Genomic DNA, 26,955 nt, shown 5'->3' with positions numbered 1-26,955 from the left:
CGGTCAGCTCTGGGCCACCAGCGGCAGGACGATGCCCTGTTCCTTTTTGGCTTTGCGGATCGACCGGAACTCGTCAAGCAGGGCCACGAGGCGTCCGTAGGTTTTTTTCACGGACAGGCCGTAGGGGGAGAGTTCCAGGTCTTTTTTGCGGATATAGTGGCGCAGCACATAGCTGTCGTTGAGGATCATATCGCCCAGCGACAGGACGCGTTCCACCAGGGCGTCGAAGTAGTTGACGATTTCGAACTTGAGATCGTTTAAGACTTCGGTAAAAAGGGTGAGCATGCGCAAATAGGTCAGCTTCTCGCCTTTGTAATTTCTGTCCTGCAGATCTTCCAGGAACTTCACTTTGCGAGCCTGCTGGATGTAGCTGTATTTGCTCCAGACTTCCTGGTAGACATCGCGCATGTTGCTGAAATCGTCGTAATTGTCAGCGCTTAACAGATAATTGTCCAGCACCTTGACGACATTGGAATAGAACTCGTCGGAGTAGCCGATGATGCGGCGTTGGTGCTTGGACAGCCAGGCGTAGAGAAATTTGAGCTTTTTCTCGTGGGTGTCGGTATTTTCCACGATCTCGTTGCGTTTGTAGACGATACGGCCGGAATATTCGCCGCGCACAATGTCGTTTAAACGCAAAAAGAGGCTGTAGGTGTCCTTGACCAGATTGAGCCGGTAAAAGCTCTTGCCGGTCACGGGGTGGATGACTTCCTGGGAGGCCACGGACAAGGCCCGGTCCTGGCGCACGTTGTTGGGATCGAATTTGTGCTGGCGGTAGACCACCCGGGTGATGGCCACCCGGCGGTCGGGGTCGATGAAAAAGCCGCCTTCGTAGAGGGCCTTGACCGCCTCGGTCTGGCTCTTGTCCACGCTCACCAGGGCGATTTTCTCGACCCGGGGGTAAAAGCGCGCCTCGGGATGGGAATAGAGCGTGGTGATGGTGCGGTCGGTCTGGCCGAGCACCCGCACCATGAACTTCTCGCCCATGCGGAAAAGCCGGCGGGCGAAAAGGGCCGAGGAGGTGCGCCGTTCGGACACGATGGGAAAGCCGTAGAGTTCCATGAGGAACTGATAGACGAAACTCCGGTGGCGTTCGTAGCGGCGGTCATCGCCCACCACGAATTTCTTGATATTCAGGCCAAACCGCTTGAGTTCGGTGTCGAGGTAGGACGGAAACGAACAGTAGACGCCGGAGAGATAAAAGTCGTTCTGGCTGTCCATGGACAGGACATGGGCGCGGTCCATCTGGAGGATGGTGGGCAAAAGGGCCGCGTAATTTTCCAGGCTGGTGACGTCTGTTTCGGAAAATTCATGGCGGAAGGCGTCCTGGCTGGCCTTGGCCTGGCGGGCGCAAAATGTGCGCATGTTCTGGCCGAAGACGGACGACTCCAGGGGGCACTGGTCGCGGTAGGTCTCGTCGGTATAGTCGAGCAGGCAGTGCAGGATATCGTATTGGAAGATTTCCTGGAAATATTTAAGCGGCCTGGCCAGGGCCACCATGGAAAACCCGGGGAGTTCCTTGTATTCGTAGGCGTCGGCCTCGAAAGAGGGGAGCAGTTCGCGGAAATCCACCACCGGGTAGTTGGCGTGCTCGAAATAGGGCTTGAGCAGGCACTGTTTGATATGCACCCAGTCGAGGAACCGGCGCAGATCGGGCAGGGTCTGGACGCGCAGGATCTCGCCTTCCCTGGGGCGGTGTTCGCCCTGGAGAAAAGCAGTCTCCGGCACCTGGGAAAAGGCTGTCGACCAGTCAAAGGTCATGGCCGCTCCGTGGCGGGTTGGCGGTTGCGGGCAGCGGCCTGGGGCCGGCCTGGGTAGGGCATCTGCCTAAAAGAGTTCTATAGCCCATTCTCCTTGCGTTATAAAGCCCTCTTCCTGGACTGTCGCCGGATCGGTTGCGCCGGCTGCCTGCCCGCCCACCTGTCGGCCGCCCGTGTGCCCGCCGGAGTCTGTCGTCCCGCCAGCATGTCCGTTTGACGGCAGGGGCTTGGAACCGTAAGATGCCCTGCAGTTTCAAAGCCGCCACAGCCAAGGGGAGGAGATCATGGCCGACGCCCGTCAGACAGGCCCCCAGCCAGGGGAGCGTGTCCGCCCGTGCCCGGGTTGTTCCGCCGGGACCGGATGCCGGCCTGACCCAAGCCCCCACGCGTGTGGCCGGACATGCTGACCGCCATGTCCGGGACACCTTTTTACGAGCAGTTGCTGGCCATCGTCGGCAATGTCTTCGACGCCTATTCGGCCGTACTCTTTCTGCCCGAGCCCGACACCGACGTCTGCCGGGCGGCGGCGGCCTTCAGTCTTGGCGACGCGCTCAACCGCGAGGCCGCCATCGCCCCGGGCCAGGGGCTGGTGGGCTGGATCATCCGCGAAAACAAACCCCTTTTGATCAGCAATTTCGACCAGCACCGGGGCATCCTCGGCTATTACCGGGGTGGCGAGGAAGAACGCATCCGGGCCTTTATGGGCTATCCCGTGGCCGCCACCGGCGGGGCGCTGTGCTTGGACAGCCGCAAGACCTACACCTTCGGGGAAAAGGATTTAAAAATCCTGTCGCAATTCGCCGAGCTGGCCGGCAATCATCTGGCCCAGTCCCGAGCGACGGCCCAAAGCCTTGTGGAACATGGATTTTATCAAGCCCAGCGCCGGGTTGCCACCCTGCACAAAAACCATCCCAAATGGTCGGCCTTCCGTTCCAGGCTGCTGGACATCCTGGCCGAAACAACCGGTTTTCGCCACGCCATTTTGACGGTGCGCGACGAATCGGGGCGGTCGTATTTTCTGGAAGGGGCCAACGAAAGCCCGTTTACCGGCGGGCGCGACGCGCCCACCCGTTTCTCCGTGGGCCAGGGGCTGGTGGGCTGGGTTTTTAAAAACCATACCCCGGTCTATACCGGGGAAAAAGACGAAGCCAGCCGGTTGCCGCTTTTCGGCCTGGATGTGCCGACCACCGATTTCAAAAGTGTCATCTGCCTGCCCATCCATTTTTCCAAAAAGACTCGCGGTGTGCTCACCCTGGCCGATGCGCGGCCGCTGCCCATCACCGAGGAACTCAAATCCTTCGTCGGTATGGTGGCGGAAAGTCTGGCCCTGTTTCTGGAAAATCTGCATCTGCGCACCCGTCTCGGCAGCCCTTCGGCGTAGACTTTTTCCTCGCGGGCATCTACCATACCCGAATCGTCGGGGAGTGGGCCTCTTGTTCCCGGATATTGAACGCCAATGCGAGTGTGGGCATGTTTTTCAAGAATTTCTTTCGCTTTCTCGGCAAAGATCTGGCCATGGATCTCGGCACGGCCAACACCCTGCTCTACACCACCCTTGACGGCATCGTCCTGGCCGAACCGTCCGTGGTGGCCATCGATACGCGCAGCGGCGAACTGATTGCCGTGGGCACGGAAGCCAAGGAATATCTTGGCCGCACCCCGGAGCGTATCCGGGCCATCCGGCCTATGAAAGACGGCGTCATTGCCGACTTCGACGTTACCCGGGCCATGATCGCCTTTTTCGTGCGCAAGGTGCTGGCCGGGTTCCGCTTTGCCAAGCCCAAAATGGTCATCTGCGTGCCCACCGGCATCACCCAGGTGGAAAAACGGGCCGTCATCGAATCGGCCCAAATGGCCGGAGCCCGGGACGTCAAGCTGGTGGAAGAGCCCATGGCCGCCGCCATCGGCGCGGGGCTGCCCATTGAGCGGCCATCGGGCAACATGGTGGTGGACATCGGCGGCGGCACCACCGAAGTGGCCGTCATCTCGCTGTCGGCCATTGCCTATTCCGAATCCGTACGGGTGGCCGGCGATGAGCTCAACGAGACCATCCAGCGCTTTGTCCAGGATGAATTCCAGGTGCTCATCGGCGAGAACATGTCCGAAGAAATAAAGATCCGCATCGGGTCGGCCATGCCCCTGCCCGAGCCGCGCTCCATGGACGTGTCCGGCAAATCGCTCATCGACGGCACACCGACCACCATCACCATCACCGACAGCCAGGTGCGCGAGGCCATCCGCGAACCGGTCAACATCATCGTCAGCGCCGTCATGAAGGCCCTGGAGAAAACGCCGCCGGAACTGGTGGCCGATATTTCCAAAAACGGCCTGCTGCTCGCCGGCGGCGGGGCGCTTTTGGCTGGCCTTGACGCACGCATCAGCCAGGATACCAACCTGTCGGTGCTCCTGGACGACGACCCGCTGACCACCGTTGTGCGCGGCACCGGCCGGGCCATGAGCGACCGGCTGCGCTACAAGGACGTCTTTATCAATTAAAGACGTCGCCCCGGAGGCGGATATGGTGGACGATATCGCAGGGCTCCTGCCCCGGACCCGGGAAGCCGTGCTGGCCGCCGGGGAACGCATCCTGGCCGATTTTGGTGCGCCGCGCGATGTGCGCCGCAAGGGCCGCATCGATCTGGTCACAGCCACGGATCTGGCTGTTGAAGCCTTTCTGACGACCGAACTCGCCCGCATCCTGCCCGAGGCCGCCTTTCTGGCCGAAGAAACCGCTGCCCAAACCGTCCTTTCCGGCCTGACCTGGATCATCGATCCCCTGGACGGCACCACCAATTTCGCCCACGGTTTTCCCTTTGTCTGCACCTCGGTGGCCCTGTACGACGGCCAGACGCCGCTTCTCGGCTGCGTCAACGCCCCCATCCTCGGCCAGTGCTTCACGGCCGCAGCCGGGCAGGGGGCATTTTTAAACGACGCGCCCATCCACGTCTCCACCACCGACAGCCTTGAAGCGGCGCTGGTGGCCACAGGCTTTCCCTACGCCATCCGGGAAAATCTCGACGAAATCATGACGGATGTGCGCGCCATGCTCGACGCCACCCAGGGCATCCGCCGGCCCGGGTCCGCGGCCCTTGATCTGGCCTATGTGGCCGCCGGGCGCTTCGACGCCTTTTACGAACTGGCCCTTAATCCCTGGGACGTGGCCGCCGGCGTGCTGCTGGTGGCCGAAGCCGGCGGCCGCGTCGGCGGCTATCGGCCGGCTGTCCCCTACCGGCTGGGCGATTTTCGCATCCTGGCCAGCAACGGGGCGCTCCACGAGGGAATGCTGGAGTTGTTGGGAGAGAATGAAGAGAGTGAAGAGAAGGAAGAGAGCCTCCGGCAGCCGGGGGGGATAATCCCCCCCGGACCCCCTTGATTGGAGAAGTGTTTTAAGGGTTTTTGGGCGTTGGCGGGTAAATTGGTCGGCTGCGGGGATGAGAGAGAAGAAGGCAGAAGATGCCTCCGGCGGCCGGGGGGATGATCCCCCCGGACCCCCCGACGGGAGAAGTTTTGCAAGGGAGTTTAGGCGTTGGCCGGCAATTCGTTGGCGGTCAAAGCGACGGCTAGCGGGAATGGGGAAACAGGGTGCGTTTTTCGAAAAAATGGACCACGGCCGGGGTCAGCCAGTCCCGGTAGTCGCGCACCAAAGCGGCCAGTTCCGCCTCGTCCACGAACATGCCGCCGGCCACCTCGTCGGGGTTGGGCCGGGGCGTATCGCTTATGCGGCCGGCGGAAAAAAGCGTGACGAATTCAAAGGCCGTCTCCCGTGTGGCCGGGATGGCGTCAAGCCGGGTCAGCGACGGGGCGGCCAGACCCAGTTCCTCAAACAGTTCCCGCGCCCCGGCTTCCTCGCGGGCCTCGCCGGCCCGGACATGGCCCGTGGCCGAAAGGTCGAACCGCCCCGGATAGAGGCTTTTTTGCGGACCGCGCTTTTGCAGATAAAGGCGTCCGGCGGCGTCATAGACCAGCACCATCACCGACCGGTGGAAAAGCCCCTGCCGGTGGGCTTCGGTTAAGGGCATGACGAGCAGTGGCCGGTCGCAGCCGTCCACAACGTCCACCAGTTCGACAGTCGTCTCGGATTTCGTTTTTTTCGCCATGCCGCGTCGCCTCCGCCCCGCGGCCATACTGCCAGGGGATGCAGGAAATGCAACCAACACCGTGTGCGCCCTGGGGCGAACCGGCCCGGCTCGGTCCCGGGGACGCCGCGTCCCTGGCCGGGCTGGAAGCCCGCACCTTTCCCGATGCCTGGGACGAGGCCGCTTTCCTCGCCGCTTTTGCCCGGCCGCCCTTTGCCGCCTATGGCCTGCGCCAGGGGAGGGGTCTTGCCGCCTACGCCACCTTCCATTTTCTGGGCGAGGAGTTTGAAGTCATAAATATTGCCGTCGATCCCGGGCTGCGAAGCTGCGGACTGGCTTCGCGTCTTTTGGGGCATGTCTTGCAACATACCGATAAAGCAGGCATGAATCAGGGGTATCTGGAAGTGCGCGCCGGCAATATCCCGGCCAAACGGTTGTATCTTCGCCACGGTTTTGCCGTGGTTGGCGTGCGAAAACGCTATTATACCGACAGTGGGGAGGACGCCCTGGTCATGGTCCGAACGGCCGGTCAGGCGCTGTCCCAAGCATCGCAACCTGTTTAACAAGAGCGCCAAGGAGTTGCCATGGCCCTTCTCCGCATTGATCAGATCGACGTCGCCGGCAAGAAACTGCTGATCCGGGTGGACTACAACGTGCCCCTGGTCGACGGCGTCATCACCGACGATCTGCGCATCCGGGCGAGCCTGCCCACCATCGAATACGCCCTGTCCAAGGGCTGTTCGCTCATTTTATGTTCCCATCTGGGCAAGGCCAAGGGCGTGCCCGATCCCAAGTATTCCCTGGCTCCGACGGCCAAGCGCCTGTCGGAACTGCTTGAGCGCGAAGTGCGCATGGCCCCGGACTGCCTGGGCGAGGCCACCCGGGCCATGGCCGCAGCGCTTAAGCCCGGCGAAGTCCTCATGCTTGAAAATCTGCGCTTTCATCCCGGCGAGACGGCTGGCGACATGGACTTTGCCAAGGAAGTCATGTCCATGGCCGAGGTCTACGTCTGCGACGCCTTTGGCACGGCCCACCGGCCCCATGCCTCTATGGTGGCGTTTGCCCAGGTCGCGGCCAAATGTTGCGCCGGCTTTTTGCTCATGAAGGAATGGCAGTTTCTGGGCGAGGCCGTGCAGTCGCCCACGCGGCCCTTTGTGGCCGTTTCCGGCGGGGCCAAGGTGTCGTCCAAGCTCGGGGTGCTCAAAAACCTGCTGACCAAGGTCGATGCCATGTGCATCGGCGGGGCCATGGCCAACACGTTCCTGGCGGCTCTGGGCCATACCGTTGGCAAGTCGCTGGTGGAGTCGGATCTTTTCGAGGCAGCCCGCGAGATTATGGACGAGGCCAAAAAACGCGGCGTGGGTTTCTATCTGCCCGTGGATTTTATCATTTCCAAAGACGCCGGCAAGCCCATCAGCGAGATGCAGCCGGCCGGGCAGGTGCCCTTTGCCTCCATCCCGGACGACGCCGTGGTGCTCGACATTGGTCCGGTGACGGCCGGGCTTTTTGCCCTTGTCCTGGACCCGGCCAAGACTGTGGTCTGGAACGGCCCCATGGGCGCGTTTGAGAATCCCGCCTTTGCCCAGGGTTCCTATACCGTGGCCCATATCGTGGCCGGGGTGCGCGGCCTGTCCATCGTTGGCGGCGGCGACACCGACGTGGTGGTGCACCAGGCCGGGTTGGCCGATAAGATGGCCTTTATCTCCACCGGCGGCGGGGCATCGCTTGAATTTCTCGAAGGCAAGGAACTGCCGGCGTTTAAAGCCCTTAAGGAGTGCCAGTCATGAAAAAGCTGATGGCAGCCAACTGGAAGATGTACAAGCTGCGGGGCGAGGCTGCGGCCACGGCTGCGGCGCTGGTGGCGTGTTTGGCGGGCAAGCTGCCGGCGGATCGCGAAGTGCTGGTCATCCCGCCCTTTACCGCCCTTGGCGGTGTGGGCGAGGCCCTGGCCGGGGCACACGGCTTTGCCCTGGGGGCGCAGAACTTCTATCCGTCCCCGCAGGGAGCCTTTACCGGTGAGATCGCCCCGGAGATGCTGACGGACGCCGGTTGCCGCTACGCCTTGGCCGGGCATTCCGAGCGGCGCCACATTCTTGGCGAGGACGACGCCATGGTGGGGCGAAAGACAGCCTTCGGGCTGGCCTCGGGCCTGTCCATGATCCTGTGCGTGGGCGAGAAGGTTGAGGAGCGCCAGGCAGGGCAGCTTGAGGCCGTGCTGGCCCGCCAACTGACGGCCGGGCTGGCCGATGTGCCGGCAGACGTCACGCCGGAAGCCTTGGCCGTAGCCTACGAACCGGTCTGGGCCATCGGCACGGGCCTGACCGCCGGGCCGGAGGAAATCGCCGGGGCGCATGCCGTGGTGCGGGCTTTTCTGGTCAAGCGCTTTGGGGCGGTCGGGTCGAAAATCCGGATTCTCTACGGCGGCAGCGTAAAGCCCGGCAACGCCGGACAGATTTTGGGGATTGACAACGTGGACGGAGTGCTGGTAGGTGGCGCAAGCCTTGACGCTGACAGCTTTGCGGCGATTGTCGCAGCATAAAGAACTCGCGGACATGTCCGTGAAAATAACGGGAAAAATCAGTTGACAACTCTCATCATTACTGTACATGTACTCGCCTGCGTGGCGGTCATCATCCTGGTCCTGCTCCAATCGGGTAAGGAAGGCATGGGTGTGATCTTCGGCGGCGGAAGTCAATCCGTTTTCGGCAGCACGGGTGCCGGCGGACTTCTGGTCAAGCTGACAGCCCTTTTCGGAGCGCTCTTTCTCATTACTTCGCTTGTCTATAATGCCTCTTCGGGTTCGCAACGGCGTTCGGCCAAATCGGTCATGATGGACGCCAGCGGCGCGCCGGTCCAGATTCCGGTATTGCCGGACGGTGCGGCCAAGGATGCGGAGCCCAAAAAGGGTGTCACCTTTGAAGAGATTCCGGCTCCTGGAGCAAATGCTCCGGCCGGTGGGGCAGCGAAGCAGTAAGTATAAATTTGCCGAAGTGGTGGAACTGGTAGACACGCCATCTTGAGGGGGTGGTGGGCTATGCTCGTGGGGGTTCGAGTCCCCCCTTCGGCACCATAATTGTAAAGGGGTTTGAGCTGTAACAGCTTGAATCCCTTTACTTTTTTCAGGGGTTAAAATCGGCCGTTTTTTGACCTCGGCCCGCGAAAAACCCTTGAAATTCTTGAAGCCGGTTTTTGGTACAAAGTGTTGGTACAAAATGCCAACGCCAGGAGGCCCCCATGCGGGCTTCATCTTCGGCTTATCCGACCCTCTCCCAGAAGACGAAATCCCCTTCCCATCTCGTACTACGAAACGGCACGTGGCATTTTCGTATGGCCGTTCCCGGACCATGCCATCCGCGTTTAGGTGGCCTCCGCGAGTGAGGTGGTCGCGGAAAATTGGACAGTCAGTTAAGCTATAGTCCTCAAACGAGGAGGACGGTTTTCGATGTCCCAGCGACGAAAGTTTTCAGCGGAGTTTAAGGCCAAAGTGGCGCTCGAGGCCCTGTCAGGCGAGTTGACCTTGGCCGAGTTGGCCAGCAAGTACGACGTGCATCCGACACAGATCGCCGGCTGGAAGCGTCAGGCCAAGGAAGGCATGGTTGCGGCCTTTTCTGGAAAGGCGGCGACCGCGCAGAAGGATTCCGCCGCCGAAATTCGGGATCTCCACGCCAAGATCGGTCAATTGACCGTGGAGAAGGATTTTTTAGAGCGAGCCTTCGCCAAACGGTGAGTCGCGAGCGAAGGCGCGGGATGGTCGACCGCGGCCATCCCCGACTCAGTATTTCCCCACAGTGCCACATTCTCGGACTGGCTAGGTCGACGTGGTACCATCGCCCGAAGGGCGAGTCGGCCATGAACCTGGACCTGATGCGGCGTATCGATGAGCAGTTTCTGGAGACGCCGTTTTACGGATCGCGTCAGATGCGGCTGCATTTGCGGCATCAGGGCATCGTGATCGGACGCGGACGTGTGCGGCGGTTGATGCGCAGGATGGGGCTGATGGCGATCTACCAGAAGCCCAGGACCAGTCAGCCGCATCCAGGGCACAAGATCTATCCGTATCTGCTGCGCGGGCTTGCGATCAAGCGGCCGGATCAGGTGTGGTGCGCCGATATCACCTATGTTCCCATGCGGCGCGGCTTCCTCTACCTAGTGGCGGTCATGGACTGGCACAGCCGGGCCGTGCTGTCCTGGCGGCTCTCCAACACCCTGGACGCGGATTTCTGCGTCGCCGCCTTGGAGGAGGCCATGAATCGGTACGGGGTGCCGGAAATCTTCAACACGGACCAAGGATCGCAGTTCACCAGCCTGGAATTCACCCGGGCGCTCAAAGATGCCGGCGTCGCCATCTCTATGGATGGCAAAGGCCGGTGGATGGATAACGTCTTCATCGAGCGACTGTGGCGCTCGCTGAAATGGGAATGCGTCTATCTGCGGGAACTCGAAACCGGCAGCCAGGCCCGCCAGGCGCTTGGAGACTGGTTCCGCTTCTACAACGAGCAGCGGCCGCATACGGCTTTTGACGGTCGCCGCCCCATGGACGTATACAGGGATGGCCACTCGGCCTCCAAGGCGGCATGAGCACCAACAGGACTATAGCTTAACGGCGCCGCCAACCTGTCCAACCTATCCGGACCACCTCAAGCCTCGGCCAAAGACGCCTTGCCCAAAGCCCTGGCGGGAACCGACGCGTCCCCGGGCGTTCGCAAAACCAGGTGCGTCGGAACCTGAACAATAGCCTGCCTGTCGTCCCGTTTGAGAGCCCATTCCCATGGGACCTGTTCCATCTCCTCGTGGCATCGTGCAGCCTCCTTCGTCTTGAGAGGTTATTGGCGCGCCATGGCCGCCCCACAAGCGGGGCATTGCATGTTGACGCAAGCATTTCCCGGGCTATGCGGCACGACCTGGCCGCATTTCGGGCACACGCACTGCCCAGCCGCATTTTGCGTGATTCCGGGGGTTCCACTGATCCCTTGCCTGCCCTGTCCCTGACCACACTGGCCGCCGCCCCGACCTCCTTGACCTTGACCCTGACCTTGACCCTGACCTTTGCCTTGTCCTTGCCCGCAACGGCCCTGTCCGCCTTTTTGCCCAGTTTGCGTAGCGCAACCTTGTTTCATAACGATAACCTCCGGTTAAAAGGGGACAGCCCGTGCCGCGTTTACAGTTCCCGCTATTCTGGGCTGTTGGATTGTATTGTCTGAAGCGTCCCCGAGGCATTGCCGGCTGTAGCGGCCGCCAGTCGCTGTGCCGCTTCTCCGACCGTTTCCTCAAGAGCACACAGGGGGAAAAGTAAAACCTCAAGAAGCGACTACGGATCGATGCGCAAGCCACTTCCCGTCGCGATGATCTCCCCGGAAAAACACGCACGCAGAGCCTTTACAGCAATTTCCCCCGTGCAGTGTCCCGGGAAAAGATGCTGCACGCCAAAGTGATTAAGGGCCGCGGCGGTTTCTTCCACGACTGCGACTGGTGCGCCGCTGAGATGGAGCCCGCCCACGACAGTATGAAAGGAAGACACGCCCAGGCGGTTGCTCAGATGAAACAGTGTATTGCCAAGGCCCGAGTGGCAGCACCCCAAGAGAACGAGGGGGCCTTGGGGCTTCTTTATGACGAGGCAGGCGTCGTCCGGCACCGCGTCCGGAACGAGGCCGGCCGTATCAAGAAAGAGGTCGGACGTGGCGGTAAAGGCCCCGGGGCGGCGTGTGATGCCAGTGACGAACACGACCCCCGGCGCGAGTTCGCGAAGGTCTTTGGTTGGAAGGAAATGGCATGGGGTGTTCTGCAATCGGCTATCACCGATACCAATCGAGCGAAACGTGGACGGACCACGCCGACTGTAACGGACAGCCATGAAGTCCGGATGCGCAACCACCGGACCGACAAACCCTTGGGCAAGCAGCGTGGGCAATCCACCGGCATGATCGTAGTGCCCATGGCTCAAAGCCACGCCGGTTGCGTCGAGCGGATTGATCCCCATTTTAGTGGCATTGTTAAGAAACTCTCCGGTCTGGCCAGTATCCCACAGCCACGCTCCGTCAGAGCCGAGGTTCAGCCAAGCTGACCAGCCGTGCTCGAAGGCGAGGGTTTCACCCTCGGCCCGGTTGTCCATAATAATGTGCAGCGTTCGTTGGGTCATGGATTATCAGGGCTCTTTGAAAATATCGTGCGGTTTTGACCCGGGGCGGAAAGGACCACAGACACCACGCCAACGATCCAGGGAGCGACCGCCACGCCGTGGCGGGCAAAGTGTTTCAGGCAGCAACAGGTCGCCCCGCCGCATGCCAGCAGGGCCACGCCGGCCCTGGCCAAAAGAGGAGCCAGATCGACCAGGCCCTGGGTCGGCATTTCCAAAACTCCTTGCTCCACGACAGCCTCTCCATAAATGCTGTACAGGCGCAAGGTCGATGCCATTTCGAGGAGCGAGGCCAGCCGGGCTCCGTAGCAGGCCAGACAGACGCGGGGGCAGCGGTGGGGCGAGTGATAAGGTGATTGGATCTCTGGCATGGCGAAACCTCAGAGCTCCTAAAGCATAAAGAGTGCCAGTTGGGAAAAGACTTGTATTATAGCTTGTTGAACGAGAAGGGCCGCTAGGCTCGCCGACTGGGAGCTAAAAATTCGCCCAAGTTTAATTTTTGGGCGATAATTTATCCCAAAAAGCTCGCTGGGCATACTGGATGCGGCCAATGGATCGGCCGAAAGGGCTTGGAATTACCCTCACGACCAAGGCCTGGCTCCAAGAGTGCAGGGCACCCAGAATGCGAATAATGGATCAGTATTGATTTTATTGCCGGGTATTGAGTCCCGTTGTCTTGGGCCGAGAAAGGGAACGAGAAAAAAGTTCTCAAAAAAGCTTATCGGGCATCCGCACCGGCCAGACGAAAAATGAGCCCAAACCGCCGCAGGACGACGGCACGAACGTCAATGGGCCAAGAAAGCGATAGCAGCCCGGGATTTCCCGTCGACCACCCGGTATATGGGCTTGCACTGGTCCCCATCACCTGGAAAAGCCTGCGCAATTCCGGCAGAGTCCATGCCTTTCAGGGGACCAGGACGAGGCGCACGGCCCGGGGACACTCAGATTTTCTGTTCGCGTTCCAAAAAACAGGGGATGCAAAGGGTCTGCCCGCCAAGGCGGCGCGTGCGCGATTCCATGGTTTTTTCTCCACAGCAGGCGCAGGGCAGACTCTCCAGAATCTGCGCCGGGCGCGGGGGCAGGGTTTCCAGCTCTTGCCTGTCGAACAGCGCCTCCAGGGGCAGGGTCATGAAACGCTTTACAAGCATGCGGCGCAGTTCTTTGGCCCGGTCGTGTTCTTTCGGCGTGGCCGTGCCCTGGCCAATGGCCCGTTGCAGGGGAGCCAGTTCGGCGTCGATCTCCCCGCGCGTCTCGGGCCGAAGCCGCAAGCGGATGCCGACCGCCGTGGGGCGATGGTGGAAGGAGAAAGCCATCTTTCCGTAATCTTTGTGAATCAGGTTCCCTTTGCCCAGGGTGCAGCCGGTGAGGTACTGGAGCGCATCCACGCCGCACATATCCGTCTCCGTGATGCAGACCAGCTCGCCGTTCCCGGCATCGCCAAAGTATTGCAGGGCGTATTCCGCAGCCCGGATGCCAATGGACAGGCCGGGGCAGCTATGACCATGAAACAGGACGACGCGTTCAATCGTTTCAGCGGGAAAGGAGCAGGACATAAACAGCCTCCAAAAGCGCCTCAGGACAACGGCGTGACGACCGGAACGCCGCCCAGGCGATGAATGGTTACAGGCACACCGTACACGGCCTGGATGGTTTCAGCGGCGACTTCGGCAGACGGCACGCAGGCATGCACGCGGCCGGCCATGAGGAATACAACCTTGTGGGCAAAACGCAGGGCGGTGTTGAGATCGTGCATGGTCATCACAGCAGCTATTTGGTGCGTATCCACAACACGGCGCAGCAGGCGCATGATTTCCAACTGGTTTTTGAGATCCAGGGCGCTGGTAGGCTCGTCCAGGAGCAACAGCCGGGGTTGCTGCACCAGCGCCCGGGCCATGCACACCTTTTGCAATTCGCCGCCGCTGAGCGTGTCGATGGGGCGCAAGGCCAGGGCCTCCAGGCACAGGCGTTTGAGGGCGGCATCGACGATGTGCAGATCCTCCTCCCTGGCCCGCCAGCGAAAATGCGGCAGCCGGCCCAGGAGCACCGCATCAAAGACCGTGACAGGGGACGTTTCGGCGCGTTGCGGCACATAGCCGATGCTTCGGGCGATGGCGGCCGGTGGCAGGCGCAGCACATCGCGGCCTTCCACAAGCACGGTGCCGCCGGCCGGGGAGAGAATGGCGTTGATGCATTTGAGCAGGGTGGTCTTGCCCGCGCCGTTGGGGCCAAGGATGGCCAGGATTTCGCCTGCGGCCACATGGCAGCAGATATCCTGCAAGACGGGGTGCTGGTGGTTATACCCGAAGCGCAATTCCCGGACATCAAGCATCATCGTCCCCGTCCCTGCTGCGGCTTACGCAGAATAAGCAGCAGAAAAATCGGCGCGCCGAGAAAGGCCGTCAGCACGGACACGGGCAGCACATGCGGGGCCAGCACGAGTCTGGCCGCCGTATCCGAGGCCAGCAGCAGCAATGCCCCGGTCAGTGTCGCCCCGGGCAACAGGAAACGATGGTCACCCCCGAGGAGCAGCCGCGCCAGATGCGGCGCCACCAATCCCACAAACCCGATGATCCCGAGAAAGGCAACGAGGGTTGCCGTCGCCAGGGAGGCGACCAGCATGCCGGTCAGGCGCACCCGCCCAACGCGCACGCCCAGGCCTTTGGCCGTTTCATCTCCGGCGTCGATGGCGTTGTAGTTCCAGGCATTCCGATAAAAGAACAGCAGCGCCCCAAGGGTCACGCCCGCCAGAATCCCGCACTCGCGCCAAGAGGCCCGGGATGCGTCGCCAAAAGTCCAAAAGATCATGGCCGCCAGTTGCACGTCGTCCGCGACATATTGCAGCAACATCGTGGCTGCCGTGCACAGGGAGCCCAGGGCCACCCCGGCCAGGACCATGGCTTCCGGCGTCGCGCCCCTGCGCTGCGAAATGGCCAGTATGAGGCCGGCTGCGGCCATGCTGGAGGCAAAGGCGCAGGCTGTGGTCAGCCACGGGCTGGAAACCGTGACGGCGCCTTTGGAAGTCATCGTGCCGCCGGCCAGAACGATCACGGCCAGGGCCGCGCCAAAGGCCGCGGCATGGGACAGGCCCAGGGTGAAGGGCGAGCCCAGCGGATTGCGCAGCACAGACTGCATCACCGTGCCGGCGGCAGCCAGGCCCATGCCGGCCAGCAAACAGGCCAGAGCCTGGGGCAGGCGGATGTTCCAGACAATGATCTCCACCTGGCGCGGCACTGCAAGCCCGAGCAAGCTGCGCGCCACGTCGAGGAGCGAGACGTTGGCCGCGCCCACGGTGATCGTCGCGACCAGTACCACGGCCAAAGCCGCAGCCAAGGCCAGCAGGAAGGCCAGCTTGCGGCCAAGATGGCGACGGTACTCCTCGGGAATGCCGCCGTTTGGAAAAGGCCTCCGGTCTGTCTGGATCATTGGCAGATAACAGGCGCGAAGGCCAGATTGCCAAAGCGGGCGTTCATCTCCCCAAACACAGGCCTGCCCACCAGGAACGTGTAAATCGTATCCGCTTCGACCACGGGATCGACGTCGGCAAACCGGTCCGGGTAGAGGGTTTTGCCAATAAAGGCGGCATTGGCCAGCAGCGAACCGTAGTTGGTGCTGTACCAGTTGTACGGCAATACGCTGTACACGTGTCCCTTGGCTACGGCAGAAAGGCTTTGATACGCGGGATCGGTCTTGAGTTCATAAAGGCCGCCGCCGGCCTCGCCCAGTTGCAGGGTGGCGAGGTCGAGGAAGAGCACGTCGGGATTCCAGGCGACGATCTGTTCCTTGGCCACGACGACCACCGCGCCGGCTGCGCCGCCGGCAGCCAGGTTGCGGGCGTGCACAAAGGCAAAGGGCGGATAGTTTGGCTCCGTGGACTGCAAGCCCTGGGCTCCGCGCGAAGCCACCCCGCCCACATAGACGCCGGAGCGGGCCGCCTCGGGAAGGTCTGCCGTGCGGCGTTCGAGCGCGGCGATGCGCGTTTCAAAAAAATCCACCACCGCCTCGGCCCGGTCCCGCTTGCCAAGGACGTCGCCCAGCAACCGCAGGGAGGCGTACAGGCGCGGGCGTTTTCCGCCCAGGTCTCCGTAATCCAACACCACCACAGGGATGCCGGTTTTTTCCTGCAATTCCAGGGGGTCCATCCCCTGTCCGGGACTGTGCACTTTGAAGATGACCTGCGGTTGCGGGGATAGGGCAAGGATCTGTTCCGGGTGGTCAAAACCCCGGAACTCGCCGAACACAGGCAGAACCTGCAACTGCGGCTGTGCCAGGGCGTAAGGCCGCGCGTCGAACTGGCGGCGCTTTCCTTCAATGTCGTCCACACCCACCACGGCGTCCTGGGCCTGGAGATAGACCAAAAGCCGCAGGCAACCGGGACCGGAGCAGATCACGTTGGAAATCTGGTCCGCAAGGCTGTGCTCCCGGCCCAGGGCGTCTGTGATCGTGCGGGCGTCGCCATGCCCCGGCAATACGGCCAGGCAGAGCGTGGCCGCCAGGACCAGCCAGTGGCGATGAATAAAACCCATTAGGTCATCTCGCTATGTTATTATTCCATGAAAAATAGCATGAAAAACATAAAGAACGACCCTGGGCAAGTCAAGTGCCCTGCCTGCAGACGGAGGTCAGAAACGATCTTGACAATGACAATCGCTATCAATTATGACCCTTCCCAGCATTTCCGAATGCTGTGAACACGCTGCCGGCCTCGTCGGCCAAGGCAACGAACTGCCGGGGAGTGTATGCGTTGGCGAGTCTGCAGGACGAAAGCATTGAGGCGATGCGGGCCAGGCTGGAGCGGGTGCGGGACGACCCTGCCCAGGTCGCGGCCCTGGCCGGTGAATTTCTGGATCTGGCCGGCCGCATGGCCGTCAAAGCGGAAAAACTGGCTCGCATAGGAGATCGCACCCAGGCCCGCATGGTGGAACTGAACCGAAAATTGCGCCAGCAGGAACAACGGTACCGTGGCATTTTCGAAAATTCCACGGGAGGTATTTTTCTGGCTGACGCCGACGGCAGCCTCATGGCCGCCAATCCGGCCCTGCTGGATCTGCTGGACCCGGGTGGACCGGCAGCCGGCCCGAGGGGGACGGCTGCCGGCCTGCCCCCGGAAACAGCGGCAGTGGCCTCGCTTTTTTTCGACGAAGCTGACTGGCATGCCTTTGCCCGTGCCCTGGCCGAGACGGGCCGGGTGCAGCGCCTGGAAGTGCGGCTTAAAACGCCCCGGGGACCGTTGTGGTGTCTGGTGGGGGCCGCGCGCATCGAACCTGACGGCCACGTGGTGGGCATGACCCAGGATATTTCGTCCCGAAAGGCCCTGGAAGATGAACTGGTGCGCCGGGCCGCTTCCGACGCCCTGACCGGGCTGGCCAATCGTCGGGGGTTTTTTGAAAACGCCGTACGGGCCCAGGCCGTGGCCGTCCGCTCCAAGGCTCCTCTTGGCATGATCATGGTCGACGTGGATCATTTTAAAAATGTCAACGACACCTACGGCCATGATGTCGGGGATACGGTGTTGCGGGCCGTGGCCGGCCGGCTTCGCGACGGTGTGCGGCTGTCGGACATGGTGGGCCGGGTGGGGGGCGAGGAATTCGCCGTGCTGTGTCCGGGCACGGATCTGGCCGGTGGTGAGGAACTGGCCGAGCGGTTGCGCCGGGCCTTGGAAGTGCTGTGCATTGAGGCTGGCGACCGCCGTATCCGGGTGACGGCCAGCTTTGGCGTGGCCGTTTTCATCGACGGGCTTGATGCCGAACCTGCCGCCTGTCTGGCCCGGGCTGACAAGGCCCTGTATGCCGCCAAACGCAGCGGGCGCAACCGGGTCTGTCTGGACCGGGGGACGTTGCCGGCAATCGCGTGCCGCAGTGGCTAGAGATGGTAGGGTTTGCAGCGCATGTAAAAGCTTCATTTGCTATTTTTATTCACAAAAACATACATATTTTTTGTGAAGGCCACACTCGGCCGGGGACGGCCGGACTGCGCCATGGAGCGAAGAATGCTCGCTTTGTATTGATTTTGACATGCAATTTCATTGTCGGTGACGACAGTCCGGGGCGTCGTTCCAGGGAATGCCCGGACTGTCGGACAGGGATGTCAGAGACGGCAAGGAGGCAACTGTGCAGAGATTTATTCGGAAATGGCGCAGCAACAGGAGCGGGGAAGCCGGAGTCATGGACGCGGGTCTGGGCACCCCGGCCAAACTCGGACTGATTCTCTTCCCTTTTGTCGTCATCGCCCCCCTGGCCCTGATGTTTGGCCAGGCCGCGCTGGACGAGGGGACGCTTAAGGCCGTGCTGGCCGGCTATGTCACGCTGGGCGTGATCCTGTATTATCCTTTGGTGCGTCTGGCCGGCAAATCCATCGTCTTTGACCAGGTGGGCCGGCTCATGGACAGTTGCATGCGCATCAAGCAGGGCAGTTACGCAGCCGACGCCGCTCCGCCGGTGCGTGGCGACTCCGGGGATTTTCCGGGGCTGGCCCGCCAGATTTATTGGCTCGGCCATGCCGTGGCCGTGCGCGAACGCCGCCTCAACGACACCCTGGTCAACCTGGAAGGCGCCCACCGCCAGATTGCGTCGAGTCTTGACTACGCCGCCCGCATCCAGCGCGCCTTTCTCTCCAGGCCAAGCGAACTGGCCGCGGTTTTCCCCGACAGCTTTCTCTGGTGGGACCAGCGCGACGTGGTCGGCGGCGACGTGTTTTATATTGCCCGCAGCCAGGGCGGCGTCTTCGTCGGCATCGGCGACTGCACCGGCCACGGCGTGCCCGGGGCCTTTATGACGCTTATTGCCAAGGCGGCCCTGGACCGGGTGCGCCTGGAGCGCTTCGAGGGCGATCCGGCCGGGGTGCTTACCGAGGTCAACCGGTTCATGCAGCAGTGGCTGCTGCTCCAGGGCGGCGGCGGCGAGGTCGACGACGGCATGGACATGGGGCTGGTCTATCTCGACGCCGACGATTGCTCCCGCCTCATCTATGCCGGAGCGCGCCGGCCCCTGTGGATCGGACGCGGGGCCGAGGTCATCGAGATCGGCGCGGACCGCATGGGCCTTGGCTACTCCAAAACCCCGGCCGAGGCGGTCTTTGCCAATGTGCCCGTAGCCCTGGAATCAGGCGACATATTGGTTCTTTTTTCCGACGGCGTCACCGACCAGGTCGGCGGCGGACGCGATCTGCCCCTTGGCAAGCGGCCCCTGCGCCAGTGGCTGGCCGATACGGCGGAAGCGCCTCTGGCCGAACGCCGAGAGGCCCTGATCGAACTTTTTGAAACACACCGGGGCAGAAACGGGCGGCGCGACGATGTGGCCGTGCTGGCCGTTCGCCCCCAGGCCCTGGGAGGAATCCGATGACTGGCGGCCAGCAATTTGACAGATGCCGTGAACTGCTTCGGGAAGGCGGCGTGGTTTTGTACTTCAAGGGGCCGGTAACCCAGGAAGTGGTGGAGGGCCTCGGCTCCATGATCCGGTGCAAGGTGGATTTCGAGATCGCCAACCGCACCCGGGCAGCCATGGCCTTTGCCGTGCTCGTTGAGCAGTTGCAAAACGTCCTGCACTACGCTGCCGACACCGTTGACATGGCCACCGGCCGCATGGCCTCGGGTGAACTCATCATTCGGCTTGATCCCGACGGGTTGTGCCTGAGTTGCGGCAACCTGATCCGCAAGGAACTCGCCAGCCGCATCAGCGAACGCCTCGACGTCCTGGCCGGTACCGACCGGGAGACGCTCAAGGCCCTGTACAAATCCTGCCGCCAGCAGGGTCCTGACGCCCAGTCCCGGGGCGCTGGTCTGGGCTTTCTGGAAATGGCCCGCCGGTCCGTGCGTCCCATGCGCTATGAAATCCAATCCATCTCCGACGACCTGGCCTGGTTCGCCCTGGATGTCGTCATTGCCTAGAGGAGCCGCCATGCAGCCGTTTGTCAGTGCGCCCACGCGCTCCACCCCCGAGGTCCGCTTCGATGCGGACAGCCATCATCATCGCATGAAGGGTGAATGTTACCCGGAAAACGCCGCCGCCTTTTTCAGCCCTCTTTTCACTTGGCTGCGAACCTATCTGGCTGCCAAGCCGGCCGGGCCGGTCACCTTTGATATGGAGCTGGTCTACTTCAACTCGTCGTCGTCCAAGGCCCTGCTCGATTTGTTTGAGATGCTCGAAATCGCTGCAGGCGGCGGAATACGCATCACGGTCAATTGGCGCTACGACAAGGACAACGACATTGCCTGTGAATGCGGCGAGGAGTTTGCCGAAGACGCCAAGGCCCTGGCCTTCAAACTGGTGGCGCTCTAGGCGTTGCCCGCAGGAGGACATGATGGACGATTCGACAGGGGCCGGACAGCCGGCAGAACTGGCCGGGGCAGCGCTTTGCTGGCGCGCCCCGCATCCTGCCTCCCTGGCTGTTTCCGGCCTTCTGGCCGCCATTGCCGCCGTGGCCGCCGGGGCTGCGGCGGCCTGGGACATGCCCCCGTCCGCTGCCGTGCTCCTGGCCGGCGGGACCACGCTGTTGGCCGGACTTGCCGCCTGGGCCACCCTGGTGGAAATGCCGGCCCGCCAGTTGGCTGCCCGGCTCAGTGCCGCCCTGGCCGGGCAGCCGGCGGCTGACTCCCCGGCCCTGGGGTTGGCTGTCAGCCCCCTGGCCGGGCTGTGGGACACGGCCGCCGAGGTGTCCGGGACGGTATCGGGCCTCATGGCCGAGGCCGAAGACCAGCGCAGGCAGGCCTTCACGGAAAACCGGCAGGCGCTCAAGGCCCTGCGCGACGCGGCCAAGGCCCACCGCACCGCCGGCCAGGCCCGGGTGGCTGCCGTGTCGGAAGTGGTGGGCGAGGTGCGCGGCCATATCGAGGCCGCCTCCGGGCGGGCCGAGGCCCTGCTGGCCGACGGCTCGGCCACCATCGAGCTGGTTGCCGCCCAGTCCGGCAGCCTGGGCGAGGCCTTCACGCTTCTCGACACGGCCCTTTTGGCCGTGCGCGAGGCAGCCGAAAACGCCCTGGGGGCGGCGGCCAAGGCCCAGGAGGCGGTCGGCATAGCCGAAACCGGACATCAGTTGGAAGCGGGCCTGGAACGGGCCTGCCGCAGCATGGCCGAGGCCATGCAGGGACTGTCCGGCTCTTTTGAGGAGCTTGTGGACGGGCTGCGTTTTGCCGCCACCACCGGCGAGGCCATCTCCGACATTGCCGATCAGACCAACATGCTGGCCCTAAACGCCGCCATCGAGGCGGCCCGGGCCGGCGACCACGGCCGGGGCTTTGCCGTGGTGGCCGACGAGGTGCGCCGGCTGGCCGAACGCTCCAAGGAAGCTGCGTCCCAGGCCGCGTCGCGTCTGGGCGGGGTCATGGTTCAGGCCGAGGGCAACGCCGGGTTGCTTCGGGGGGCCAATGCCGCCACCGGCGACCTCCTGGAGCTGTCTTCCCGGGTCGGGGCGGCGTTGGCGGCCATCAGCGCCAATGCCGTGGCCGCCCGCAACCAGGGCGAGGCCAGCGCCGAGACCGTGCGCCGCTCCCTGGAACCGCTTGGCCGGGCCGGACAGGCCCTGCACGAAACACTGGCCAACGCCACGGCCATCGAGGAGGCCGCTCTGGCCGGCCAGGACCATGCCCGGGGAGCGCGCGAGGCCCTGGCCGGCGTGGACCGGCTCATGGCCCGGCTGTGCGGCGCGGCAGCAGACGAGGACACCGTCGCCTGTATTTGATTTTGAGTCGTATTTTCAATCCACATTGCAAAGAGCAATAGATTCGCCGGAGGTGGACATGGACGAAGACGCAACCAAGGACCGGACCCATTTGGGGGCCATTGCCCCGGGTGAGCGGTGCACAGTGGCCAGGGTGGGCTGCGACGGCTGTCTGGGGCAGCGTCTGGGGGATCTGGGGCTGGTGCCCGGCGAGGAGGTGATGGTGGTGCGCAATGCGCCCCTGCGCGATCCCATCGAAATCAAAGTCAGCGGTTTTCTGGTCAGCCTGCGACGCTGCGAGGCCTCGTTGGTGGAGGTGGTGGCCCGATGAGCCGTCGCATTCTGGCCGCCTTGGCCGGCCAACCCAACTGCGGCAAATCCACGGTGTTTAACATGCTCACCGGGGCGCGCCAGCATGTGGCCAACTTTCCCGGCGTCACCGTGGAGAAGAAATCCGGCCACTTCAAGCTTGGCGGACGCACCTGCGAACTGGTGGACCTGCCCGGGGCCTATTCCATCAGTTCCTACTCCCCGGAAGAGCGGGTCACCCGGGATTTCCTGCTCTTTGACCATCCCCGGGTGGTGGTCAACGTCATCGATGCTTCCAATCTGCGCCGCCATTTGTGCCTTACCGTCGAACTGCTTGAACTGGAAAGCAACGTGGTGGTCCATTGCAACATGATGGACGTGGCCACGCGGCGTGGCCAGGTGCTCGACGCCGACATCCTGTCCCAGCGATTGGGTGTGCCGGTGTCCACGGGCATCGGCCGCACGGGGCAGGGCCGTGAACAGCTTGCCGCAGTCATGACGACAGCCATGGACCAGCCGGCCAAGGAAGAAGCGTTCCGGGTGGACTACGGTCCCCTTGAGCCGCATATCAAGGCTGTGGAGGACGTGCTGGCCGAGGGCGGTGATCTGGGCGCGCCCCGGCGTTGGCTGGCCGTGCGGCTGCTCGAAAACGACGAGGGGGCGCGGCAGTTCGTGGCCGAGGTGTTTTTTGATCCGGTGCGCCTCTCCAGGCTGGTTGCCGAGCATCAGGAAGCCTTCCGGGAGTCGGCCGGGGAGACCGTCGCCGCTTTTGCCGCCCTGGCCCGGCGCCGGCTGGCCCGGTCACTGGCCCAGGCGGCCACGGTCAAGTCGGCCGGACCGGAAAAAACCCGGACCGACGCCATCGACGATCTCGTGTGCCACAAATACCTCGGCCCCCTTGTCCTGATCGGTGTGCTCTTTATCCTTTATCAGGTCTCCATCGTCTGGGGCTACAAGCTGACCAACTACACGTGGCCGCTTTTGGCGGGCCTGAAGACCTTTGTGGCCGGTTTCCTGCCCCCGGCCGGGATGCTGGAAGACCCCATGCTGCGCTCCCTTGGCCTGTGGTTCATGGATTCCGTCAACTCGCTGTTAAACTACATCCCCATCTTCTTTCTGCTCTTTTTCTGCGTGGCCTTCCTGGAGGACACCGGCTACATGCCGCGCATGGCCTTTATCCTGGACCGGCTGTTTCGGTCTTACGGCCTGCACGGCCAGTCCACGTTGCCCATGGTGCTGGCCGGAGTCTATCTGGGCGGCTGCTGCGTGCCCGGAGTCATGGCCTGCAAGGCCATTCCCGACGACAAGTCGCGTCTGGCCACCATCCTGATTATTCCGCTCATGAACTGTCTGGCCAAGGTGCCGCTCTATATCCTGCTGGTCGGGGCCTTTTTCCCTGGCGACGCCTCGGCAGCCATGTTTTTCATCTCCACGGTGACCCTGTTCATGGCCCTGCCCATCGCCCGGCTGCTGTCCTCGACGCTGTTATCGAGCCTGGACAGCGCGCCCTTTATCATGGAGATGCCGCCGTACCATCTGCCGACCCTGCGCAACCTGTTTACCCGGGCCATTGAGAAGGTGGCGCTTTTCGTCCAGAAGATCATCACCGTGGTGGCGGCCGTGGCCATTATTATCTTTGTGCTGTTGCAATTCCCCGGCATCAGTCGGGAGCACAAGGCCGCGTATCAGGCCCGGCTGGACGCCTCCCGCAGCCAGCTCGACGCCGCCGTGGCCGGCTCACGCTTCCAGGCGGTTCTGGCCGGCGACGGGCTGCTTGGATTTTTGCGCTACGAGGAAGCCTACAAGGCGGCCCGGGCCGGCGTTGAGGACGCTGCGGCGGCCAAGGCCATCGACACCCGGTTTCGCGAGGAAAATCCTGATTATTTCGCTATTTTGAAACCCCGCGCCGACGCGGTCGCCAAGGCGGCTCTGGCCGGCGTCAAGGCCTTTGCCCAAAGCCGCGACAGCATCAGTATAGAAATGCGCCGGGAGCGCCTGGAAACGAGCTTCCTTGGCATCCTGGGCCGGGCTCTGGAACCGGTGACCCAGTTCGCCGGCTTTAATTGGCGGGTCAATGCCGGCCTGCTCTCGGCCTTTGCCGCCAAGGAGTCGGCCGTGGCCACCATGGGAGCCATTTACAAGCTTGAAGCCGGCGGCACCGACAACCAGTCGCTGGAAGCCTCCATGCGTCAGGGCGAGGCCGATTTCACGCCGCTGCACGCCCTGGCGCTCATGCTCTTCATGGCTCTTTATCCTCCGTGCATGGCGACCTCGATGATGATCAAAGTCCAGACCGGGCAGGCCAAGTGGATGGTCTTGGCCATCCTCTATCCCATGGTCCTCGGCATCATCGTGGCCAGCGCGGTGTTTACCGGCGGCCGACTGCTCGGCCTTGACGGCAACACGGCCATGTGGAGCTTCTATGGTCTGGCCGTGGCGGCCACCATTGTTGCCGGGCTGATTCCCCACCGCACCCCGGTGACCCTGCCCGTCACTGCGGTGGCCGGCGAAGAGGCTGCGCAAAACGCCTGATCCGAAACGGGCGGGGCCGGTCCGGCCCCGCCTGCAATGGCAACCCGCCGGGGCAACGGTCCCGGCACGCACTGTGGCCGGGGCACATTCGCCTCTTTCCCGTCAACCCTCAACCCGCAGCGGACGCGGATTTCAGGAGTGCTTTTCCATGAAATTGAGAATGAAAATTATTCCCGCTCTCATTGTCCTGACCCTGGCCTTGCCCGGCGCAGCCCTGGCCCATACCGCCTTGTGTTCGTGCTTTGACAACGCCGACGGCACCATCACCTGTGAAGGCGGCTTTTCCGACGGCTCCTCGGCCTCGGGTGTGGGCCTGATCGTCAAGGACGGCTCGGGCAAGGTCCTGGAGCAGGGGGCCATGGACAAGACCTCGAAGTACACCTTCAAAAAACCCGAAGGAGCCTACGCGGTCGTTTTCGACGCCGGCGAAGGCCACAAGATTGAGATCGACGGCAAAAAGATTCTGGAATAACGCGATAAACCCCTAAACAGGAGGACGACATGCAGCACCGAAAGACTTTGGCCGGATTTCTCTCTGCCCTGGTTCTCGCCCTGGCCCTGCCGGGTCTGGCCAGCGCCCACTTTCAGATGATCTACACCCCGGAAATCGTTCTGGACAAGGGTGGCGAGGTGGACATGCGCCTCGTTTTCACCCATCCCTTCGAGGCCGGGCACACCATGGACATGGGCGCGCCGGAACAGTTCTTCATGGTTTTCCAGCGCGGCTCCGAAGGTGAAGGCCAAAAGACCGACCTCAAGGCGGGGCTGACCCCCATCACCTGGAAAAGCCTGACCAATTCCGGCAAGGCCTATGCCTTCAAGCAAAAGCTGCGCAGCCCCGGCGACTACGTGTTCGCCCTGGTTCCGGCCCCCTATTTCGACCCGGAAGAAAAGGCCTACATGCAGCAGATCACCAAAATGGTGCTCAACATCGGCGGCATTCCCGGCAACTGGGATAAGCCCGTCGGCCTGCCCACCGAAATCGTGCCCATGGCCAAACCCTACAGCCTCTACACCGGCAACGTCTTTGTCGGCCAGGTGCTCTCCGGCGGCAAGCCGGTGGCCGATGCCGAGATCGAGGTGGAGTTTTTAAACCACGCCATGGTCATGGGCTCCAACAGCTTTGACAAAAAGGCCGTGGCCACCGCTCCCCACGACGCTTTCGCCACCCAGACCATCAAGGCCGATGCCAACGGCGTGTTTGTCTACGCCATGCCCAAGGCCGGCTGGTGGGGCTTTGCCGCCCTGGGGACCGGGCCGGTCAAGGAATTCGACGGCAAACCCCTGTCCCAGGATGCGCTTATCTGGGTCAAGGCTGTCGATATGAAATAGTCCCGCCTGGCGGGTCTGTGCAGGAAACGGAACGTCCGGCAACGGCGTTCCGTTTTTCGTATTGCGCCGGCCGGACCAGGAGGGGAGGTGTCCTAAAACTGTGTAAACTTCACTGGTGGATGGTTTGGCCGAGATAGCCTTGGAGCCTGTCCTGGAAGAAGATCGGGAGCTGGGCACTCCCTTCCTGGACCTGATGGTGGCAAATGCAGCGTCCAAGAAAATCGGGACCCCCTCACCTCGTATTAAATTGAGTTGTCGGCGTTTCCACGTCGCCCCCTGGAGTTGCCCCCTCTCATCCCTCAAAATAGCCTTGAATTCGAGTCCCTCATTGACTATCAATCTGGTACAAAGCGCTGGAACAAAACGAACCAAAAACCAAGCTGTTGATCTAGGGAAATGTAACTCATTCAAGGTAATAATTTTGGATGAGGTCTGAGTCCCCCCTTCGGCATCATCTTGAAGGGGTTGCAGCTAAATGGCTGCAATCATGTGTTCTTTTTGTCAAATAGGTTGTGGCTAGGCTTCAATAAGCTCCGCGTTTTCCCCTGTTTACCCAAAGGGGTCAAAGCGCGGGGTCAAACATGCCACATCGCGGCGTGGGCCGCAGTCGTGTCACAAGCCAGCACATCACTACAGAGCCGAAGGGAAGCACGCTCACCCCCACGGCCAGCTTCACGAGCATCCCGCGCCAATTCCCTGCCGCAGGGGCGATCCCTCCGGCGTTCCTCGCCGACCTACCTTTACTTCAAAGGAAATCTTTACTATTTTCGATATGCTTTTCCAAAGGCATATCGTGATCTGCTGGGCCATGCTGAAATCCGCATCAGTTTGCAGACGGAGTATGTCCGGGAGGCTCGGAATAGAGCTTCTGGCTTATATGCCATATTGCTAAAGTTGATTGAAGGTGGAGTGTAGGACTATCAAGAACTTCGAGGGCAGCTTGCACAATGGTTGGCAGAATTGCTGGACAAACCTGATAAGAAGCCAATTTCTCAAATGGTAATTCGAGAAAGACGGAATGGCTATCTTCGGGCTCGTAACCGTCAAAAGAACCCCTTCTTACGCCTCCTGAATTTTCTGGCATGGAGTGTCCCCAGGAGGGGCGACCATGGTAGCATCGGCACCGGAGCATAGATCCGAAAAGGCGGCGTATTGGGCTGGA

Annotated in this window: 27 protein-coding genes and 1 tRNA gene; 19 read left to right on the top strand and 9 right to left on the bottom strand. The window is 62.2% G+C overall.

Annotation, left to right across the window (positions count from 1 at the left end):
- Positions 1–3: 3 nt before the first annotated feature.
- On the bottom strand, positions 4–1,761 hold the full coding sequence (locus GTA51_RS01780) for a hypothetical protein (RefSeq protein ID WP_160958175.1): 1,758 nt from the start codon (positions 1,759–1,761) through the stop codon (positions 4–6).
- Between the two features lie 411 nt (positions 1,762–2,172).
- Here GTA51_RS01780 and GTA51_RS01775 point away from each other — a divergent pair, with 411 nt between their 5' ends.
- The 3 genes from GTA51_RS01775 (at position 2,173) to GTA51_RS01765 (ending at position 5,133) form a co-directional block, all read left to right on the top strand.
- Positions 2,173–3,141, top strand: a complete 969-nt coding sequence (locus GTA51_RS01775) for a GAF domain-containing protein (protein WP_160958173.1) — start codon at positions 2,173–2,175, stop codon at positions 3,139–3,141.
- Positions 3,142–3,230: 89 nt separating this feature from the next.
- Positions 3,231–4,256, top strand: coding sequence for a rod shape-determining protein (locus GTA51_RS01770; RefSeq protein WP_160958171.1), 1,026 nt, complete (start codon positions 3,231–3,233; stop codon positions 4,254–4,256).
- A gap of 22 nt (positions 4,257–4,278) precedes the next feature.
- On the top strand, positions 4,279–5,133 hold the full coding sequence (locus GTA51_RS01765; RefSeq protein WP_160958169.1) for an inositol monophosphatase family protein: 855 nt from the start codon (positions 4,279–4,281) through the stop codon (positions 5,131–5,133).
- Between the two features lie 187 nt (positions 5,134–5,320).
- On the opposite strand, the gene GTA51_RS01760 is transcribed toward GTA51_RS01765, so the two are convergent.
- A complete protein-coding gene (locus GTA51_RS01760) occupies positions 5,321–5,857 on the bottom strand; it encodes an NUDIX hydrolase (protein ID WP_160958168.1) in 537 nt (178 codons plus the stop codon).
- Positions 5,858–5,904: 47 nt separating this feature from the next.
- On the opposite strand from GTA51_RS01760, the gene rimI reads away from it, so the two are divergent.
- The 6 genes from rimI (at position 5,905) to GTA51_RS01730 (ending at position 10,414) form a co-directional block, all read left to right on the top strand.
- A complete protein-coding gene (gene rimI, locus GTA51_RS01755; RefSeq protein WP_160958166.1) occupies positions 5,905–6,399 on the top strand; it encodes a ribosomal protein S18-alanine N-acetyltransferase in 495 nt (164 codons plus the stop codon).
- Positions 6,400–6,420: 21 nt separating this feature from the next.
- Positions 6,421–7,623, top strand: coding sequence for a phosphoglycerate kinase (locus tag GTA51_RS01750; protein ID WP_160958164.1), 1,203 nt, complete (start codon positions 6,421–6,423; stop codon positions 7,621–7,623).
- Complete coding sequence (gene tpiA, locus GTA51_RS01745) at positions 7,620–8,375, top strand: triose-phosphate isomerase (RefSeq protein WP_160958163.1); 756 nt, start codon at positions 7,620–7,622, stop codon at positions 8,373–8,375. The genes GTA51_RS01750 and tpiA overlap by 4 nt, the downstream gene beginning before the upstream one ends.
- A gap of 42 nt (positions 8,376–8,417) precedes the next feature.
- Positions 8,418–8,810 carry a preprotein translocase subunit SecG gene (secG, locus tag GTA51_RS01740; RefSeq protein ID WP_160958161.1) on the top strand — a complete coding sequence of 131 codons (393 nt, stop codon included), beginning with the start codon at positions 8,418–8,420 and terminating at the stop codon, positions 8,808–8,810.
- Positions 8,811–8,820: 10 nt separating this feature from the next.
- Positions 8,821–8,906: transfer RNA gene (locus GTA51_RS01735), tRNA-Leu, on the top strand.
- A gap of 372 nt (positions 8,907–9,278) precedes the next feature.
- Positions 9,279–10,414 (top strand): IS3 family transposase gene (locus GTA51_RS01730; RefSeq protein ID WP_160958159.1). Its coding sequence is split into 2 segments (ribosomal slippage): positions 9,279–9,551 and positions 9,554–10,414, totalling 1,134 coding nucleotides; the frame shifts between segments, so codons are not numbered across the junction.
- A 45-nt stretch (positions 10,415–10,459) separates the two neighbouring features.
- Here GTA51_RS01730 and GTA51_RS21475 read toward each other — a convergent pair.
- The 7 genes from GTA51_RS21475 to GTA51_RS01695 all read right to left on the bottom strand — a co-directional run bounded on the left by GTA51_RS21475 (position 10,460) and on the right by GTA51_RS01695 (position 16,492).
- Positions 10,460–10,633 (bottom strand): DUF5320 domain-containing protein, encoded by a 174-nt coding sequence (locus GTA51_RS21475; protein ID WP_160958158.1) that lies wholly within the window; start codon positions 10,631–10,633, stop codon positions 10,460–10,462.
- A 511-nt stretch (positions 10,634–11,144) separates the two neighbouring features.
- Entirely contained in the window at positions 11,145–11,972 is an 828-nt protein-coding gene (locus GTA51_RS01720; protein ID WP_160958156.1) for an MBL fold metallo-hydrolase, read from the bottom strand.
- Positions 11,969–12,340 (bottom strand): hypothetical protein, encoded by a 372-nt coding sequence (locus GTA51_RS01715; RefSeq protein ID WP_160958154.1) that lies wholly within the window; start codon positions 12,338–12,340, stop codon positions 11,969–11,971. Before GTA51_RS01715 ends, GTA51_RS01720 begins: the two co-directional genes overlap by 4 nt.
- Before the next feature lie 570 nt (positions 12,341–12,910).
- The gene (locus GTA51_RS01710; protein ID WP_160958153.1) at positions 12,911–13,522 is read right to left on the bottom strand and encodes an FmdE family protein; all 612 of its coding nucleotides are present in this window, start codon (positions 13,520–13,522) and stop codon (positions 12,911–12,913) included.
- A gap of 20 nt (positions 13,523–13,542) precedes the next feature.
- Positions 13,543–14,301, bottom strand: coding sequence for an ABC transporter ATP-binding protein (locus GTA51_RS01705; RefSeq protein ID WP_160958151.1), 759 nt, complete (start codon positions 14,299–14,301; stop codon positions 13,543–13,545).
- Complete coding sequence (locus tag GTA51_RS01700; protein ID WP_160958150.1) at positions 14,298–15,392, bottom strand: FecCD family ABC transporter permease; 1,095 nt, start codon at positions 15,390–15,392, stop codon at positions 14,298–14,300. The genes GTA51_RS01705 and GTA51_RS01700 overlap by 4 nt, the downstream gene beginning before the upstream one ends.
- The gene (locus GTA51_RS01695; protein ID WP_160958148.1) at positions 15,389–16,492 is read right to left on the bottom strand and encodes an iron ABC transporter substrate-binding protein; all 1,104 of its coding nucleotides are present in this window, start codon (positions 16,490–16,492) and stop codon (positions 15,389–15,391) included. Before GTA51_RS01695 ends, GTA51_RS01700 begins: the two co-directional genes overlap by 4 nt.
- A 218-nt stretch (positions 16,493–16,710) precedes the next feature.
- Here GTA51_RS01695 and GTA51_RS01690 point away from each other — a divergent pair, with 218 nt between their 5' ends.
- The 10 genes from GTA51_RS01690 (at position 16,711) to GTA51_RS21470 (ending at position 26,708) form a co-directional block, all read left to right on the top strand.
- Positions 16,711–17,832 (top strand): GGDEF domain-containing protein, encoded by a 1,122-nt coding sequence (locus tag GTA51_RS01690; RefSeq protein ID WP_160958147.1) that lies wholly within the window; start codon positions 16,711–16,713, stop codon positions 17,830–17,832.
- A gap of 298 nt (positions 17,833–18,130) precedes the next feature.
- The gene (locus GTA51_RS01685) at positions 18,131–19,306 is read left to right on the top strand and encodes a PP2C family protein-serine/threonine phosphatase (RefSeq protein WP_160958145.1); all 1,176 of its coding nucleotides are present in this window, start codon (positions 18,131–18,133) and stop codon (positions 19,304–19,306) included.
- Complete coding sequence (locus tag GTA51_RS01680) at positions 19,303–19,851, top strand: SiaB family protein kinase (RefSeq protein WP_160958144.1); 549 nt, start codon at positions 19,303–19,305, stop codon at positions 19,849–19,851. The genes GTA51_RS01685 and GTA51_RS01680 overlap by 4 nt, the downstream gene beginning before the upstream one ends.
- Before the next feature lie 10 nt (positions 19,852–19,861).
- Complete coding sequence (locus tag GTA51_RS01675; RefSeq protein ID WP_160958142.1) at positions 19,862–20,242, top strand: DUF1987 domain-containing protein; 381 nt, start codon at positions 19,862–19,864, stop codon at positions 20,240–20,242.
- 22 nt (positions 20,243–20,264) lie between these two features.
- Positions 20,265–21,641: a methyl-accepting chemotaxis protein gene (locus GTA51_RS21185; protein WP_211922395.1), complete on the top strand. Its 1,377-nt coding sequence runs from the start codon at positions 20,265–20,267 to the stop codon at positions 21,639–21,641.
- A 58-nt stretch (positions 21,642–21,699) separates the two neighbouring features.
- On the top strand, positions 21,700–21,951 hold the full coding sequence (locus tag GTA51_RS01665) for a FeoA family protein (RefSeq protein WP_160958140.1): 252 nt from the start codon (positions 21,700–21,702) through the stop codon (positions 21,949–21,951).
- A complete protein-coding gene (feoB, locus tag GTA51_RS01660; protein ID WP_160958139.1) occupies positions 21,948–24,461 on the top strand; it encodes a ferrous iron transport protein B in 2,514 nt (837 codons plus the stop codon). The genes GTA51_RS01665 and feoB overlap by 4 nt, the downstream gene beginning before the upstream one ends.
- A gap of 148 nt (positions 24,462–24,609) precedes the next feature.
- Positions 24,610–24,933: a hypothetical protein gene (locus GTA51_RS01655; protein ID WP_160958137.1), complete on the top strand. Its 324-nt coding sequence runs from the start codon at positions 24,610–24,612 to the stop codon at positions 24,931–24,933.
- A 29-nt stretch (positions 24,934–24,962) separates the two neighbouring features.
- Positions 24,963–25,793: a DUF4198 domain-containing protein gene (locus GTA51_RS01650; RefSeq protein ID WP_160958135.1), complete on the top strand. Its 831-nt coding sequence runs from the start codon at positions 24,963–24,965 to the stop codon at positions 25,791–25,793.
- A gap of 489 nt (positions 25,794–26,282) precedes the next feature.
- The gene (locus tag GTA51_RS21470) at positions 26,283–26,708 is read left to right on the top strand and encodes a DUF6538 domain-containing protein (RefSeq protein ID WP_369334276.1); all 426 of its coding nucleotides are present in this window, start codon (positions 26,283–26,285) and stop codon (positions 26,706–26,708) included.
- Positions 26,709–26,955 lie beyond the last annotated feature (247 nt).

It is taken from the genome of Solidesulfovibrio aerotolerans (genome assembly GCF_009856865.1).
GTDB lineage: Bacteria > Desulfobacterota > Desulfovibrionia > Desulfovibrionales > Desulfovibrionaceae > Solidesulfovibrio > Solidesulfovibrio aerotolerans.
The sequence above is the reverse complement of the archived record's forward strand: the minus strand, read 5'-3'. Positions and strand labels throughout refer to the sequence as shown.